The sequence below is a fragment of the Pseudomonas sp. G5001 genome (genome assembly GCF_013385475.1).
Taxonomy (GTDB): Bacteria; Pseudomonadota; Gammaproteobacteria; order Pseudomonadales; family Pseudomonadaceae; genus Aquipseudomonas.
The window spans coordinates 17559-30740 of sequence record NZ_JACAPZ010000001.1; the positions used below are offsets into that span (position 1 = coordinate 17559).

Here is a 13182-nt window from a genome sequence, read left to right on the forward strand (position 1 = left end):
TTATATAACGCTGTGACGTCTGACCCCAGGTTTGTCGGTAATTCATTCGTCGGACGGCCCCGCCTCACCTTCCTGCAAACGCTGCATGACATACGCCAGCGCCTTGGCCAGGTGCTTTTGCACTGAGCTGTCGGAAATGCCCAGGTGGCGCGCGACCTGGGCATGGGTCATGCCCTCGATCCGGTTGAGACGGAAAATCTGCCGGGTACGCTCCGGCAATTCCGCCAGTGCCTGCTTCAATGCCTGCCGCTGTTGCTGCGCCATCGCCTGAGCCTCCAACCCGGCCATTTCATCTTCAATCTCGGCCAGCGCCTCATGGGGCACGGAGTCGGTCTTGCGCCGCGCCTCCTGGCGGATATGGTCGATCAGCAGATTGCCGGCCGTGCGATAGAGATAGCCCTGGGAATTGTCGATGCGCTCGCCGGCCGGCTTTTGCGCCAGGCGCAGGAAACTCTCCTGCACCAGGTCTGCGGCCAACTGCGGGTCCCGTACCTTGCGTGCGAGATACCCGCGCAGAGTATCGGCGTGCTTGAGAAACAGGCCTTTGAGATCCACGTCCGACAAACCGACTCCCTGGAATGTTAAGGAAACAGGCGGGCATCTTAAGCGTTGTCGAGAATGATTTTCAATTGATATCAACTCTGATCCACACAACGGTGGTTTTCATTCTGCGTTCGGTAATCGAACGGTTCCCACCCACGCGATTGACCAAATTAACCATTCAGTACATTTTATCGGCATACATAAAAACAACAGTGGAGAACCCTCTATGCCGCCCATCGTGCTGGTGCTCAACGGCCCCAACCTCAACCTGCTCGGCACTCGCGAGCCTGCCACTTATGGCCATGAAACCCTGGCCGACCTTGCTGCCCTGTGTGGCCGCAGCGCCGAGCAACTGGGCCTGAAAGTCGAATTCCGCCAGACCAACCACGAAGGCGAATTGCTGGACTGGATCCACGGCGCCCGCGCCCGTTGCGCCGGCATCGTGATCAACCCGGCAGCCTGGACCCACACTTCGGTGGCGATCCGCGACGCGCTGGTGGCCAGTGAAGTACCGGTGATCGAGGTGCACTTGTCCAACGTGCATGCCCGGGAAGCGTTCCGTCATCACTCGTTCGTGTCGCCGATTGCCAAGGCGGTGCTGGCCGGGTTTGGCAGCCACGGTTATCACCTCGCCCTCGAACATTTCAGCAAGACCTTGAAGGGATGAGCGCGGTGTCCAAACGTCGAATTCTGGCCGGCCTGATAGGCGCCGGCATCCAGGCTTCCCGCACCCCGGCCTTGCACGAGCGCGAAGGCGATGCACAGGGCTTGCGTTACCTGTATCGCCTGATCGACCTCGACCAGTTGCAGACGGATACCCGAGCCCTGCCCGACCTGTTGATGGCGGCCGAACAGATGAACTTCACCGGCTTGAACATCACCTACCCGTGCAAGCAGGCGATCCTGCCGCTGCTGGATGACCTGTCACCCGAAGCGCGGGGCATCGGCGCGGTGAACACCGTGGTGCTTTGCGACGGTAAACGCATCGGCCACAACACCGACTGCCTGGGCTTTGCCGAAGGCTTTCGTCGCGGCTTGAATGATGTGGCTCGCAAGTTCGTGGTGCAGATGGGCGCGGGCGGCGCCGGGGCGGCAGTCGCCCATGCGCTGCTGGGTGAAGGCGTGGAACGCTTGAGTATTTTCGACATGGACGCCGAACGTGCCCGCAGCCTGGCGAACAACCTCAACCAGCATTTTGGTACCGGCCGGGCGCAGGCCGGCAATGACCTGGAAAGCGCCATGGCCGAGGCCGATGGCCTGGTGAATACCACGCCGATGGGCATGGCCAAGGTGCCGGGCATGCCCGTGCCGTTGGGCACCTTGCGCGCCGACTTGTGGGTAGCGGAGATCGTCTACTTCCCACTGGAAACCGAACTGCTGCGCAACGCCCGCGCCCTGGGTTGCCGCACCCTGGATGGCGGCAACATGGCGGTGTTTCAGGCGGTGAAGGCGTTTGAGTTGTTCACTGGCGAAGTGGCGGATGCAGAGCGCATGCTCGCGCACTTCCAGAGCATGACCACCCAACTGTAGAAACCGGATCAAAAATGTGGGAGCGGGCTTGCTCGCGAATGCGGAGTGTCAGCCACCGGATGTTTTACTGACCCACCGCATTCGCGAGCAAGCCCGCTCCCACATTTTGCTCGGTGTTGAACTCAAGCCTGCAGGTAGCGCAACACCGACTCGCAGATCATCGCCCGATGCCGCTGCTTGACCGCCTCATCCGACAACTCGATCTGAAAGATCTCGCTGAAGGTGTGGCGGTTGGACACCCGGTAAAAGCTGAACGAGTTGATCAGCAGGTGCACGTCCAGCGGCTCCAGCCCTTCCCGGAACAACCCCAACTCGGCGCCCCGGCGCAACGTGGTGCCAAGGGCTTCGAGGATGTTGCTGTTCATCGCCTTGATCGACGTCGACTGCTTTACATACTCGGCGTTGTGGATGTTCTCGATGCTCACGATGCGCACAAAATCCACGTTCTGATCGTGGTGATCAAAGGTGAATTCCACCAGCCGGCGGATCGCTTCCCGGGGCTCCAGGGCCGTCAGGTTCATCCGTGTCTCGGTGTTGCGAATGTCGCCGTAGAGTTTCTCCAGCACCTCGACGTAGAGCTGTTCCTTGCTGCCGAAGTAGTAATAGATCATGCGCTTGGAGGTCTGGATACGCTCCGCGATCGCGTCCACTCGGGCGCCGGAAAGGCCCTGGGTGACAAACTCGACGATGGCTTCCTGGAGAATGTTCTCGCGGGTCTTTTCCGGGTTGTTCTTGCGGCTCTTGCGCGGTGCGGTGGCCGCGGCGGGAAGCTCGGAGGTCAGGGTCATGGTGCGCTCACGGCCTTAGGTGCAGGCGCTGATTATGGGCCGCGCCGCACGCCGAAGGAAGCGCCGGCACCTTACAACCTGGCCTGGCGCACCGCACCGCTGCGGGACTTGGCCATGGCCGCCAGGCGCACCGCCACGTTGGCCGCACCGTAGCCGGCGTAACCGTTCTTGCGCTGGATGATCTCGAAGAAAAACCGGCCCTCGAACGGTTCGGTATAAACGTGAAACAGTTCACCGCCCTGGGCATCGCGGTCGTACAGCACGTTGTAATACGCGAGCTGGCTGAGGAACTCGTCATCGAAATCAAACCGCGCCGCCAGGTCATCGTAATAGTTCAGCGGGATATCCAGCAGCGGCACGCCCGCATCCTTGGCCCGGCTGACCTCGGCGAAAATGTCCGCGCAGTCGAAGGCAATGTGGTGCACACCCGAGCCGCGATAGCTCGACAACGCGTGGGAAATCGCGGTGTTGCGGTTCTCGGAAATATTCAGCGGCAGGCGAATCGAGCTGCAACGGCTGCGCAGTGCCCGGCTTTTCACCAGGCCATAGGGGTCCGGCAGCACCACTTCGTCGTCGGCTTCGAAATCCAGCAAGCTTTTGTAGAACAACACCCAACTGTCGAGGCTGTCGGCGGGCAAGGCCATGGCCATGTGGTCGATGCGCAGCAGGCCGCCGCTGGCGGCGTTCGCCGGTTGCAGGTTGAAGTCGGTGTCGTAGAGGCCGCCTTCGTGCTGGTCCACCAGGTAGATCAGGCTGCCATCCGGTGCGCGCACCGCTGCCAGCTCCAGCTCGTTGGGGCCGACCAGCCCACGATACGGCTGGCCCTTGTAGGCCACCGCCCGCTCCAGGGCCTTGGCGCTGTCCTTGACGCGGATCGCCGTGGCGCACAACGACGGGCCGTGGGCCTCGAAGAAGTTATGGGCGAAGGAATAGGGTTCGCAATTGAGGATCAGGTTGATATCGCCCTGGCGCAACAGGCTGACGCTCTTGGATCGATGCTGCCCGGCCTTGACGAAGCCCAGGCGCTCCAGCCATGAAGTGAGCTTGGCACCGAGGTTTTCATCCACGGCAAATTCCAGGAATTCAATGCCGTCGTATTCGCTGGCGGCCGGGGTTTCAAACAGGATCTCGGGGACCTGCTTCGCTTCTTGCTCCAATCGCTGGCGGGTTTTCTCTTCGAGGTACAGCAGCGAGCGCAGGCCGTCGGCGGCATTCGCCCGGGTCGGCGCGGCGCGGAAGCCGTCGTTGAAGATTTCCAGGGACAACGGCCCGGTGTAGCCGCTCTTGATGATCGGGGCGAGAAAGCCCGCCAGGTCGAACTCGCCCTGGCCTGGGAAGCAGCGGAAATGCCGGCTCCATTCCAGTACATCCATGGCGAGGATCGGTGCATCGGCCATCTGCACAAAGAAAATCTTGTCGCCGGGAATCTCGGCAATCGCACTCGGGTCGCCCTTGAGAGACAGGGTGTGGAAGCTGTCGAGCAACACGCCCAGGCTCGGATGATCGATCTTGCGCACCAGGTTCCACACCTGCTGCCAGGTGTTGACGTGCCGGCCCCAGGCCAGCGCTTCATAGCCGATGCGCAAGCCCCGGCGGCCAGCGTGTTCGGCCAGCAGGCTCAGGTCATCCAGCAGAATGCTTTCATCGCCCACGGAATCGGCTGACGCGTTACTGCACACCAACACCAGGTCGGTGCCCAGCTCCTGCATCAAGTCGAACTTGCGCTCGGCCCGCTCCAGGTTGCGTGCCAGGCGGTCGCGGCGGCAGCCCTCAAAGTCCCGGAACGGCTGGAACAAGGTGATGGCAATGCCAAGGTCGGCGCACATTTGCCTAACTTCACGCGGGCTGCCGTCGTAATACAGCAGATCGTTTTCGAAGATTTCCACGCCATCAAACCCGGCAGCCGCGATGGCTTCGAGTTTTTCCGGCAAGGTTCCGCTCAAGGAAACGGTGGCGATGGAGCGTTGCATGGGGCGACTCCCGGCATTGAGGCATGTCTTGTTTACGGCAAATTATTGGCCGCCAGGTTCATCACAGCAATTGAAATGTACGAACCGGTTAGTTTTATGGGCGATTATCGAACAGAATGGCAATCGGCGAATTGACGATTTTTTAGCCGCTGCGCACCATCGACAGCACATTGAGCCCCGCTTCCATTGAGCGGCCTCGGTTAACCAAGACCCTGAACACACCATAAAAATTTCAAAAAAACGGGTACTTCCTCATGCCTTCGCAAAATCCCGCCGTGGCCGTGGGCCACAGCAATCCCCATAGCGGCATCGGTGACAAAATCCGTGGCGCCATGGCTGTCGGTAAAACCCGCTGGGGCATGCTGGCCCTGGTGTTTTTTGCCACCACCCTGAACTACATCGACCGCGCCGCCCTCGGCGTGATGCAACCGATCCTGGCCAAGGAAATGAGCTGGACGGCGATGGACTACGCCAACATCAACTTCTGGTTCCAGGTGGGTTACGCCATCGGCTTTGTGCTGCAAGGCCGGTTGATCGACCGGGTCGGCGTCAAGCGCGTGTTCTTCTGCGCGGTGTTGCTGTGGAGCCTGGCCACTGGCGCCCACGGCCTGGCCACCTCGGCGGTGGGCTTTATGGTCTGCCGGTTCATTCTCGGGCTGACCGAAGCCGCCAACTACCCGGCCTGCGTCAAGACCACCCGCCTGTGGTTCCCCGCTGGCGAGCGTGCCGTGGCCACCGGGATCTTCAACGCCGGCACCAACGTCGGCGCGATGATGACGCCGATGCTGCTGCCGCTGATCCTCCACGTGTGGGGTTGGCAGGCGGCGTTCCTGTGCATGTCGGCACTGGGCGGGATCTGGCTGGTGCTCTGGGGCTTGAAGTACTACAACCCGGAAGACCATCCAAGCGTGAAGCAATCGGAACTGGACTACGTGCAACAGGAAGTCGAACCGGAACAACCCCGCGTACCGTTCAGCCGGATCCTGCGGATGCGCGGCACTTGGGCCTTCGCCCTCGCCTACTCGATGACCGCGCCGGTGTTCTGGTTCTACCTGTACTGGCTGCCGCCGTTCCTGAATCAGCAATACAACCTGGGCATCAACGTGACCCAAATGGGCATCCCGCTGATCATCATTTACCTGACGGCGGACTTCGGCAGCATCGGCGGCGGGATCCTGTCTTCGTTCCTGATCGGACGCGGGATGAACCCGATCAAGGCGCGGCTGCTGTCGATGTTGCTGTTTGCCTGCTGCATCGTCGGAGTGATCATGGCCGCCGGCTCCAGCCACCTGTGGGTCGCGGTGTTTGCGATTTCCCTGGCCATCGGCGCGCACCAGGCCTGGACCGCCAACATCTGGAGCCTGGTGATGGACTACACGCCCAAGCACATGATGAGTACGGTGTTTGGTTTTGGCGGCATGTGCGCGGCCATCGGCGGGATGTTCATGACCCAAATCGTCGGCCATATCCTGACCGTGACCAACAACAACTACACCGTGCTGTTCACCCTGATTCCGGCGATGTACTTCATCGCGCTGATCTGGATGTACTTCATGGCGCCGCGCAAGATTCCGACCGTCGAGGTCTGAGTTTCCTACCTGCGCCGCTGCTGCCAGGCAGCGGCCAACCCGCTCAGGCAAATCACCCCGATCCCGACCACGGTGGTCAGGTCCGGGGTGTGGTTGAACACCAGCCAGCCCAACAACCCCGCAAACACGATCTGGCAATAGCCGAACGGCGCCAGCAGGGCCGGCGCTGCGAAGCGGAAGGCCTGGGTCAGCATCAAGTGTGCGGTCATCCCGCAAGTGCCCAGCGCCAGCATCAGCACCCCGTGCCACAGGCTCGGCACCTGCCAGAAGAACGGCACCAGCGCACTCATCACCAAGGTGTTGCACAACCCGGCGAAGAAGTTGCTGGTGGTGGGCGTGTCGTACTTGCTGAGGATGCGGGTGAGCAGTTGGTAGAAGCAGAAGAACAACGCCGACGTCAGCGGCAACAACACCGCCGGGGTGAACAGCTCACCACCCGGGTGCACAATGATCAGCACCCCGATAAACCCGCAAATCACCGCCAGCCATTGGCCGCGGGTCACGTGTTCGCCTAACAGCGGCACCGACAACGCGGTGACCAGGATCGGCGCAAGAAAGTTGACCGCCGTGGCCTCGGCCAACGGGATAAAGTGCAGCGCCGCCGTAAAGAACAGGCTGGTGCCCAGCAGGCACAAGGCCCGCGCCACTTGCAGTAAAGGGCGTTTGCTGCGCAGTACCCGCAGGCCCGATTGCGGCAGGAAGATCCCGGCCATCAACAACGTGTGCACCAGGTAGCGGGCCCACACCACCATCACGATCGGGTAGAACCCGGCCAGGTATTTGGACAGCGCGTCGTGGCTGGAAAACAGAAAGGTCGCCACCACAATCAGCAAAATGCCTTTGAGCGGGTGGTTGACGCCGGAAAGTGGGGTACTGAGGGTCATTGCATTCTCTTGAGTGGCAGGCTGAAATGACCGCCGCATACCGCGGCATAATCTAGAACGGGTAAAGCGCCTCGCTCAAGAGCATAACCAAACACTGTTCGAACAGCGCACTAAATTGCGGTTTTCCAGTCCAACGCTTCACGCCGCCCCGCCCACTGCGCGTTTTTTAACCAAGGCCTTCTCACCATGAAAAAAACCCTGTTGATTCTTTCGACCCTGACGCTGCTCAGCGCCTGCGACAAGCAAGCCGAGACCGCCAAGGCGCCCGCCCCGCCGTCTGTCCAGGCAACGTTGGTACCGCAGGTGCTGCCCACCGACAAATGGGTCGGCAAGTGGATTGGCGTCGAAGGCCTGAACCTGACCATCGCCAAGGACGACAGCATCGGCCGCGGCCACTATGTACTGACCATGAAATACGGCCTGGATGACGACGATTCCGGCACCTTCAAGGGCCAGGCATCCGAAGACGGCATCACCTTTGAACGCCCGGACGGCCCGCAGATCCTGAGCGCTGGCGACGGCGAAGCCACTGGCCTGAAATGGCTGGCCGACAAGAAGGACTGCCTGATCGTCGACACCGGCGAAGGTTATTGCCGCGACTGACACAAGCTTCATACAGGTCGGACGACGCAGCGTTTAGCATCGTCAGACAGCCGGACTGGCGCCAACCCTACACACCAACAACACTGAGCTGCAGGTTCACAAAGAGGATTGCCACATGCTATGGAAAAAAGGCCGACGCAGCGACAACGTGGTAGACGCCCGCGATGACAGCGGCGGCGGTGGCGGTGGCATGCGTTTTGGGGGCGGCAAGGGCCTGAGCCTGACGGCCATCGTGCTGATCGTCGGCATCGGCTGGCTGACCGGCCAGGACCCGATGCAGATCCTCGGGCAACTCAGCGGCCAGCTCACCGAGCAAGCGCCCTCCGTCAGCCCGCAAACCCGCCAGGCGCCGCCGGCCAATGATGAACAAGCCGACTTCGTGCGCGCCGTCCTCGGCGACACCGAAGACACCTGGGCCCAGGTGTTCCAGGAAAACGGCCTGACCTACAAGAACCCCAAACTGATCCTGTTCCGCGGCCGGGTGAACTCCGCCTGCGGTGGCGCCACGTCCGCCAGCGGGCCGTTCTATTGCCCGGCAGACCAACAGGTATACCTGGACCTGGATTTCTTCCGGGAAATGTCCCAGCGCTTCAAGGCCGCCGGCGACTTCGCCCAGGCCTACGTGATCGCTCATGAAGTCGGACATCACGTGCAGACGCTGCTGGGCATCTCGGCGAAGATTCAGGCAGCCCGCCAGCAAGGCCGGCAGATGCAAGGCGACGGCGGCCTGCTGGTGCGCCAGGAGCTGCAAGCCGACTGCTTCGCCGGGGTGTGGGCCAACCGCGCGCAAAAGCGCCTGAACTGGCTGGAGCCCGGCGACATTGAAGAAGCACTGAATGCGGCCAACGCGATTGGCGATGACCGCTTGCAGCAACAGGGCCAGGGCCGCGTGGTGCCTGACTCGTTTACCCACGGCACCTCGGCACAGCGGGTTCGCTGGTTCAAGACCGGCTTCGCCCAGGGCCAGATCACTCAATGCGACACCTTTACCGCCAAGAGCCTTTAAATGAATAAACGACTGGGTCTGCTGTTAGGTTTGTTGATCACCTGTTCCTCCTCCACCTGGGCTGCCGAACATGGCGTCAAGGTGGTCAGTCCCGATCGTTTTCACCTGGATGCCGGCGACCTGAGCGTCGGCTTGAGCCAGGACTGGCGCCAGCCGCTGCCTCAAGTTACCCGCGCGCTGATCATCGTGCATGGTCGCCTGCGCAACGCGATGACCTACCTGGACAGCGGCGAAAAAGCGGCCGAAGCCGCAGGACAAAACGCCAATACCCTGGTGATTGCGCCACAGTTCCTCAACCAGACCGACCTCAAGCGCAACCAGATCGACAGCCAGACCCTGCGCTGGAACAGTAACGACTGGATGGCCGGCGAGCCGTCCACAGGCCCGGGCCAGATCAGCTCCTACGGCGCGCTGGACCAGATCATCAAGCACCTGGGCAACCGCAAGCTGTTCCCGAACCTGAAGGAAATCGTGGTGGCCGGCCATTCCGGTGGCGGCCAGGTGGTGCAGCGTTTTGCGCTGACCGGGCATGATCACCCGCTGCTGCAAACCGAGGGCATCAGCCTGCGTTATGTGGTGGCCAACCCGTCGTCCTACGCGTACTTCAGCCCACAGCGTCCGGTGAAATTCGATGTTGCCAGTTGCCCGGGCTTCAACGACTGGAAGTACGGCATGCAAAACCTGCCGGCCTACGCCAAGGGGCAAAGTGCCGAGCAGCTGGAGCAGGCTTACGTTTCGCGTAATGTCACTTACTTGCTGGGCCAGCAGGATACCGACCCGAATCACCCGGCGCTGGACAAGAGCTGCGGCGCTGAAACCCAGGGCGCGTATCGCTTGATTCGCGGGCACAATTATTTTGACTACCTCAAGCAGCGGCACCCGCAGCTGGGCCACAAGCTGGTGGAAGTGCCGGGGGTTGGGCATAACGGGGACAAGATGTTTACGTCGCCTGAAGGGCAGAAAGTACTGTTCCAATAACCACTGAAGAAACCGGATCAAAAATGTGGGAGCGGGCTTGCTCGCGAATGCGGTGGATCAGTCAGCCTATGTATTGACTGACACACCGCATTCGCGAGCAAGCCCGCTCCCACATTGGATTTTCATCGACCGGACTAAATCATCCGGCGCAATACCGCGCAATCTTCAGCATGCCAATCCGCCAGCTCCGGCCACGGGTTTTCCGGCAGATTGACCAGCACAGTCTTCGTCCCCGCCGCCCGCCCGCAATCCAGATCAAACCGGTAATCACCGACCATCACCATCTCTTGCGGCGCCACTTCCCACGCTCGCGCCAGCTTCAACAAACCACCCGGGTCAGGCTTGGGCGGCGCATCATCACGCCCCAACACATCCTCGGCTGCAAAGCAGTCCTCCAGGCCGATCGCCTGCAATGTCACATGGGCCAGCTCCCGCGCATTGCGCGTCAGGATGCCCAGGCGATAACCCCGCCCGGCCAATTCCCGCACCAACTCCACGGCACCGGTAGCGGCTACCGAACCCAGCGCCAGCTCACGCTCATGCGCAAGCAACCACGCATGCTTGGCCGCTGCTTCATCGGCGGGCAACGCCGCCAGGTGCGTAAGAATGTCGTCAGTCGCCGGAATATCCAGGGCCACGCGGATCGCCGCAAAATCATGCACGGCCACCGTCAGGGTGCCATCCATGTCGAACACCCAGTGCTTCACATCACTGAGGCTCATGCCCAATCCTTGCGATGACGAATCAAGCCTTCCTGGGTAACCGATGCCACCAGTTGCCCGGCGCGGTTGTACACGCTGCCCCGGGAGAACCCACGGGAATTGCCGGCCCATGGGCTGTCCATGGCGTAGAGCAACCAGTCATCGGCACGCAGGTCGGCGTGGAACCACAGCGCGTGGTCGAGGCTGGCGACTTGCATGTCTTTCTGCCACACGGTCTTGCCGTGGGGCAGCAGCGAGGTGGTCAGCAGGCCGAAGTCCGAAGCGTAGGCCAGCAGGTATTTGTGCAGCGCCGGCGAGTCGGCCAGGGCGCCGTCCGCACGAAACCACACGTATTTGACCGGGTCGGACGGCTGCGGGTTGTACGGGTCTTTCTCGGTCACCGGCCTTACTTCGATTGGCTTGGGGCACAGCAGCTTTTCGCGCATGTGCTCGGGAATCAGGTGCGCGCGCTGCTGGGTCAGTTCCAGCTCCGACGGCAGGTTCTCCGGGCCGACCACCACGGGCATGGTGGTCTGGTGCTCGAAGCCTTCTTCGTCATACTGGAACGAAGCGCTGCAGGTGAAGATCGGGTTGCCCTTCTGGATCGCCGTCACCCGGCGCGTGCTGAAACTGCCGCCATCGCGCACCCGGTCAACCGAATACACCACCGGCAACGCCGCATCGCCGGGGCGCAGGAAGTAACCGTGCAACGAATGCACATGCCGCGTCTCTTCAACGGTCTGGCTGGCCGCCGACAGCGACTGGCCGAGCACCTGGCCGCCGAACAGCTGGCGAAAGCCCAGGTCCTGGCTGCGGCCGCGAAAGAGGTTTTCCTCGATCGGTTCCAGGGTCAGCAGGTCCACCAGATCTTCCAACACTTGGCTCATAGAGCATCTCCTACAACAATCTATTGGGCATTCCGGGCTGCTTATCCGTGCAGCGTGTCCAACCATTGGGCGCGGGTGATGCGATACAACACATGATGCCGCAAGGGGTCATCGGCTGCGACCTTGGGGTGTTCAAAATCTGACAGGGGATCGTAATGCATACCGATGGCCTGCATGACTTTTTGTGATGGCAGATTGGCTTCAGTGGTAAACGAAACGATTTCGTCCAGCTTCAGCCGGTCGAAACCACAGCGCAGGGCAGTCCAGGCGGCTTCGCTGGCGTAACCCAGGCCCCAGTGTTCCCTGGCCAGGCGCCAGCCGATCTCCACCGCCGGAGTGAACGGGGCCTCGAAGCTCACATTCAGCAAGCCGGTGAGGCCGATGAATTCGCCGCTGTCCTTGCGCTGCAACGCCCACAGGCCAAAACCGTACTCGGCAAAATGGCCGCGAATACGCCCGATCAGCGCGGCACTTTCCAGGCGGCTCAAGGTGGCCGGGAAATACCGCATCACCTGCGGGTCGGCGCACATGCGCGCAAACTCCGGCAAGTCGGCATCGCTCCATTGGCGCAGCACCAGGCGTGCGCTTTCCAATTGCAGTATCGGCTCCATTGGTCCCCCTCCCTTGCCATGTGCGTGAGTGTAACGCGCTGTTAAGATCCGTCGCTGGTTCCCGTCAGAAATCGCCATGCCCTTGCCATTGATCTACCACGACGACTACAGCCCCGAGTTCCCGGCAGACCACCGCTTCCCCATGGATAAATTCCGCCTGTTGCGTGACCATCTGGTGGAGAGCGGCCTGACACGGGACAGCCAACTGCTGCGCCCGGAACTCTGCCCCGCCGAGATTCTGGCCCTGGCCCATGAACCTGGGTATATCGAACGCTACATGAGCGGCGAGTTGTCGCGCGAAGACCAACGGCGCCTTGGCCTGCCTTGGAGCGAAGCCCTGGCCCGGCGCACCGTGCGCGCGGTGGGCGGTTCGTTGCTGGCCGCCGAGCAGGCCCTGGAACACGGCCTGGCCTGCCACCTGGCCGGCGGCACCCACCACGCCCACTACGATTACCCGGCGGGTTTCTGCATCTTCAATGACCTGGCCGTGATCAGCCATTACCTGCTGGCCAGCGGGCGGGTCAGCCGGGTGCTGATCTTCGACTGCGACGTGCACCAGGGCGACGGCACCGCACGCATCCTCCACGACACCCCGGATGCAATCACCGTGTCCCTGCACTGCGAAAAGAACTTCCCCGCGCGCAAGGCGCAAAGCGACTGGGACATCCCGCTGCCCATGGGCATGGGCGACGCGGACTACCTCAAGGTGGTCGACGATGCCCTCAACTACCTGCTGCCGCTGTATCAGCCCGACCTGGTGCTGTATGACGCCGGCGTGGATGTACACAAGGACGACGCCCTCGGCTACCTCAAGCTGACAGACCAAGGCGTCGCCGCCCGCGATGAAAGCGTGATGCGCCACTGCCTGGGCCGCGATATTCCGGTGGTCGGGGTGATCGGCGGCGGCTACAGCAAAGACCGCCCTGCCCTGGCCCGTCGCCACGGGATCCTGCACCACAGCGCGCAGCGCGTCTGGACGTCATCAGGCTGTCATTGAGTTATGCGCGTTACCCACAATCGCTGTGGAACTGCCTGTGGATAACCTGAGTGAAAGCCCCTGCAGGCCATAAGCCGCCTGGCCTGCAGAAGGCT

The 13182-nt window shown here is 61.8% G+C and carries 14 protein-coding genes; 7 read left to right on the forward strand and 7 right to left on the reverse strand.

Going from position 1 to position 13182, the window contains the following annotated elements; genetic code table 11:
• Window positions 1–42: 42 nt before the first annotated feature.
• Complete coding sequence (locus HX805_RS00070; protein ID WP_003215543.1) at window positions 43–564, reverse strand: RNA polymerase sigma factor; 522 nt, start codon at window positions 562–564, stop codon at window positions 43–45.
• A 205-nt stretch (window positions 565–769) separates the two neighbouring features.
• Here HX805_RS00070 and aroQ point away from each other — a divergent pair, with 205 nt between their 5' ends.
• Window positions 770–1210, forward strand: coding sequence for a type II 3-dehydroquinate dehydratase (gene aroQ / locus HX805_RS00075; protein WP_087693554.1), 441 nt, complete (start codon window positions 770–772; stop codon window positions 1208–1210).
• Window positions 1207–2073 carry a shikimate dehydrogenase gene (locus tag HX805_RS00080; RefSeq protein WP_177116492.1) on the forward strand — a complete coding sequence of 289 codons (867 nt, stop codon included), beginning with the start codon at window positions 1207–1209 and terminating at the stop codon, window positions 2071–2073. Before aroQ ends, HX805_RS00080 begins: the two co-directional genes overlap by 4 nt.
• Before the next feature lie 122 nt (window positions 2074–2195).
• Here the strand turns inward: HX805_RS00080 and HX805_RS00085 are convergent, their stop codons facing one another.
• Entirely contained in the window at window positions 2196–2861 is a 666-nt protein-coding gene (locus HX805_RS00085; protein ID WP_003215538.1) for a TetR/AcrR family transcriptional regulator, read from the reverse strand.
• Window positions 2862–2932: 71 nt separating this feature from the next.
• The gene (gene quiC / locus HX805_RS00090; RefSeq protein ID WP_177116493.1) at window positions 2933–4831 is read right to left on the reverse strand and encodes a 3-dehydroshikimate dehydratase QuiC; all 1899 of its coding nucleotides are present in this window, start codon (window positions 4829–4831) and stop codon (window positions 2933–2935) included.
• A 254-nt stretch (window positions 4832–5085) separates the two neighbouring features.
• Here quiC and HX805_RS00095 point away from each other — a divergent pair, with 254 nt between their 5' ends.
• Entirely contained in the window at window positions 5086–6420 is a 1335-nt protein-coding gene (locus HX805_RS00095; protein WP_003215533.1) for an MFS transporter, read from the forward strand.
• A gap of 5 nt (window positions 6421–6425) precedes the next feature.
• Here HX805_RS00095 and HX805_RS00100 read toward each other — a convergent pair whose 3' ends face one another.
• On the reverse strand, window positions 6426–7304 hold the full coding sequence (locus HX805_RS00100) for a DMT family transporter (protein ID WP_003215531.1): 879 nt from the start codon (window positions 7302–7304) through the stop codon (window positions 6426–6428).
• 186 nt (window positions 7305–7490) lie between these two features.
• On the opposite strand from HX805_RS00100, the gene HX805_RS00105 reads away from it, so the two are divergent.
• The 3 genes from HX805_RS00105 (at window position 7491) to HX805_RS00115 (ending at window position 9891) form a co-directional block, all read left to right on the forward strand.
• The gene (locus HX805_RS00105; RefSeq protein ID WP_008436613.1) at window positions 7491–7907 is read left to right on the forward strand and encodes a hypothetical protein; all 417 of its coding nucleotides are present in this window, start codon (window positions 7491–7493) and stop codon (window positions 7905–7907) included.
• A 115-nt stretch (window positions 7908–8022) separates the two neighbouring features.
• Window positions 8023–8913: a neutral zinc metallopeptidase gene (locus HX805_RS00110; protein WP_003215526.1), complete on the forward strand. Its 891-nt coding sequence runs from the start codon at window positions 8023–8025 to the stop codon at window positions 8911–8913.
• Window positions 8914–9891, forward strand: a complete 978-nt coding sequence (locus tag HX805_RS00115; protein ID WP_003215523.1) for a hypothetical protein — start codon at window positions 8914–8916, stop codon at window positions 9889–9891. It begins immediately after the preceding gene.
• Window positions 9892–10025: 134 nt separating this feature from the next.
• Here HX805_RS00115 and HX805_RS00120 read toward each other — a convergent pair whose 3' ends face one another.
• Genes HX805_RS00120 through HX805_RS00130 form a run of 3 tightly spaced genes read right to left on the reverse strand, consistent with a single transcriptional unit; the run spans window position 10026 to window position 12090 of the window.
• Entirely contained in the window at window positions 10026–10613 is a 588-nt protein-coding gene (locus tag HX805_RS00120) for an HAD family hydrolase (RefSeq protein WP_087693557.1), read from the reverse strand.
• Window positions 10610–11479 (reverse strand): acyl-CoA thioesterase II, encoded by an 870-nt coding sequence (gene tesB / locus HX805_RS00125; RefSeq protein ID WP_010174840.1) that lies wholly within the window; start codon window positions 11477–11479, stop codon window positions 10610–10612. Before tesB ends, HX805_RS00120 begins: the two co-directional genes overlap by 4 nt.
• Window positions 11480–11520: 41 nt before the next feature.
• Window positions 11521–12090, reverse strand: coding sequence for a GNAT family N-acetyltransferase (locus HX805_RS00130; RefSeq protein ID WP_134327353.1), 570 nt, complete (start codon window positions 12088–12090; stop codon window positions 11521–11523).
• Window positions 12091–12166: 76 nt separating this feature from the next.
• On the opposite strand from HX805_RS00130, the gene HX805_RS00135 reads away from it, so the two are divergent.
• Window positions 12167–13087 carry a histone deacetylase gene (locus tag HX805_RS00135; RefSeq protein WP_177116494.1) on the forward strand — a complete coding sequence of 307 codons (921 nt, stop codon included), beginning with the start codon at window positions 12167–12169 and terminating at the stop codon, window positions 13085–13087.
• Window positions 13088–13182 lie beyond the last annotated feature (95 nt).

What these genes read in the sequence shown, in the direction of transcription:
- aroQ (WP_087693554.1), top strand. Translation starts at nt 770, where the DNA reads ATGCCGCCCATCGTGCTGGTGCTCAACGGCCCCAACCTCAACCTGCTC.
- HX805_RS00080 (WP_177116492.1), top strand. Translation starts at nt 1,207, where the DNA reads ATGAGCGCGGTGTCCAAACGTCGAATTCTGGCCGGCCTGATAGGCGCC.
- HX805_RS00085 (WP_003215538.1), bottom strand. Translation starts at nt 2,861, where the DNA reads ATGACCCTGACCTCCGAGCTTCCCGCCGCGGCCACCGCACCGCGCAAG.
- quiC (WP_177116493.1), bottom strand. Translation starts at nt 4,831, where the DNA reads ATGCAACGCTCCATCGCCACCGTTTCCTTGAGCGGAACCTTGCCGGAA.
- HX805_RS00095 (WP_003215533.1), top strand. Translation starts at nt 5,086, where the DNA reads ATGCCTTCGCAAAATCCCGCCGTGGCCGTGGGCCACAGCAATCCCCAT.
- HX805_RS00100 (WP_003215531.1), bottom strand. Translation starts at nt 7,304, where the DNA reads ATGACCCTCAGTACCCCACTTTCCGGCGTCAACCACCCGCTCAAAGGC.
- HX805_RS00105 (WP_008436613.1), top strand. Translation starts at nt 7,491, where the DNA reads ATGAAAAAAACCCTGTTGATTCTTTCGACCCTGACGCTGCTCAGCGCC.
- HX805_RS00110 (WP_003215526.1), top strand. Translation starts at nt 8,023, where the DNA reads ATGCTATGGAAAAAAGGCCGACGCAGCGACAACGTGGTAGACGCCCGC.
- HX805_RS00115 (WP_003215523.1), top strand. Translation starts at nt 8,914, where the DNA reads ATGAATAAACGACTGGGTCTGCTGTTAGGTTTGTTGATCACCTGTTCC.
- HX805_RS00120 (WP_087693557.1), bottom strand. Translation starts at nt 10,613, where the DNA reads ATGAGCCTCAGTGATGTGAAGCACTGGGTGTTCGACATGGATGGCACC.
- tesB (WP_010174840.1), bottom strand. Translation starts at nt 11,479, where the DNA reads ATGAGCCAAGTGTTGGAAGATCTGGTGGACCTGCTGACCCTGGAACCG.
- HX805_RS00130 (WP_134327353.1), bottom strand. Translation starts at nt 12,090, where the DNA reads ATGGAGCCGATACTGCAATTGGAAAGCGCACGCCTGGTGCTGCGCCAA.
- HX805_RS00135 (WP_177116494.1), top strand. Translation starts at nt 12,167, where the DNA reads ATGCCCTTGCCATTGATCTACCACGACGACTACAGCCCCGAGTTCCCG.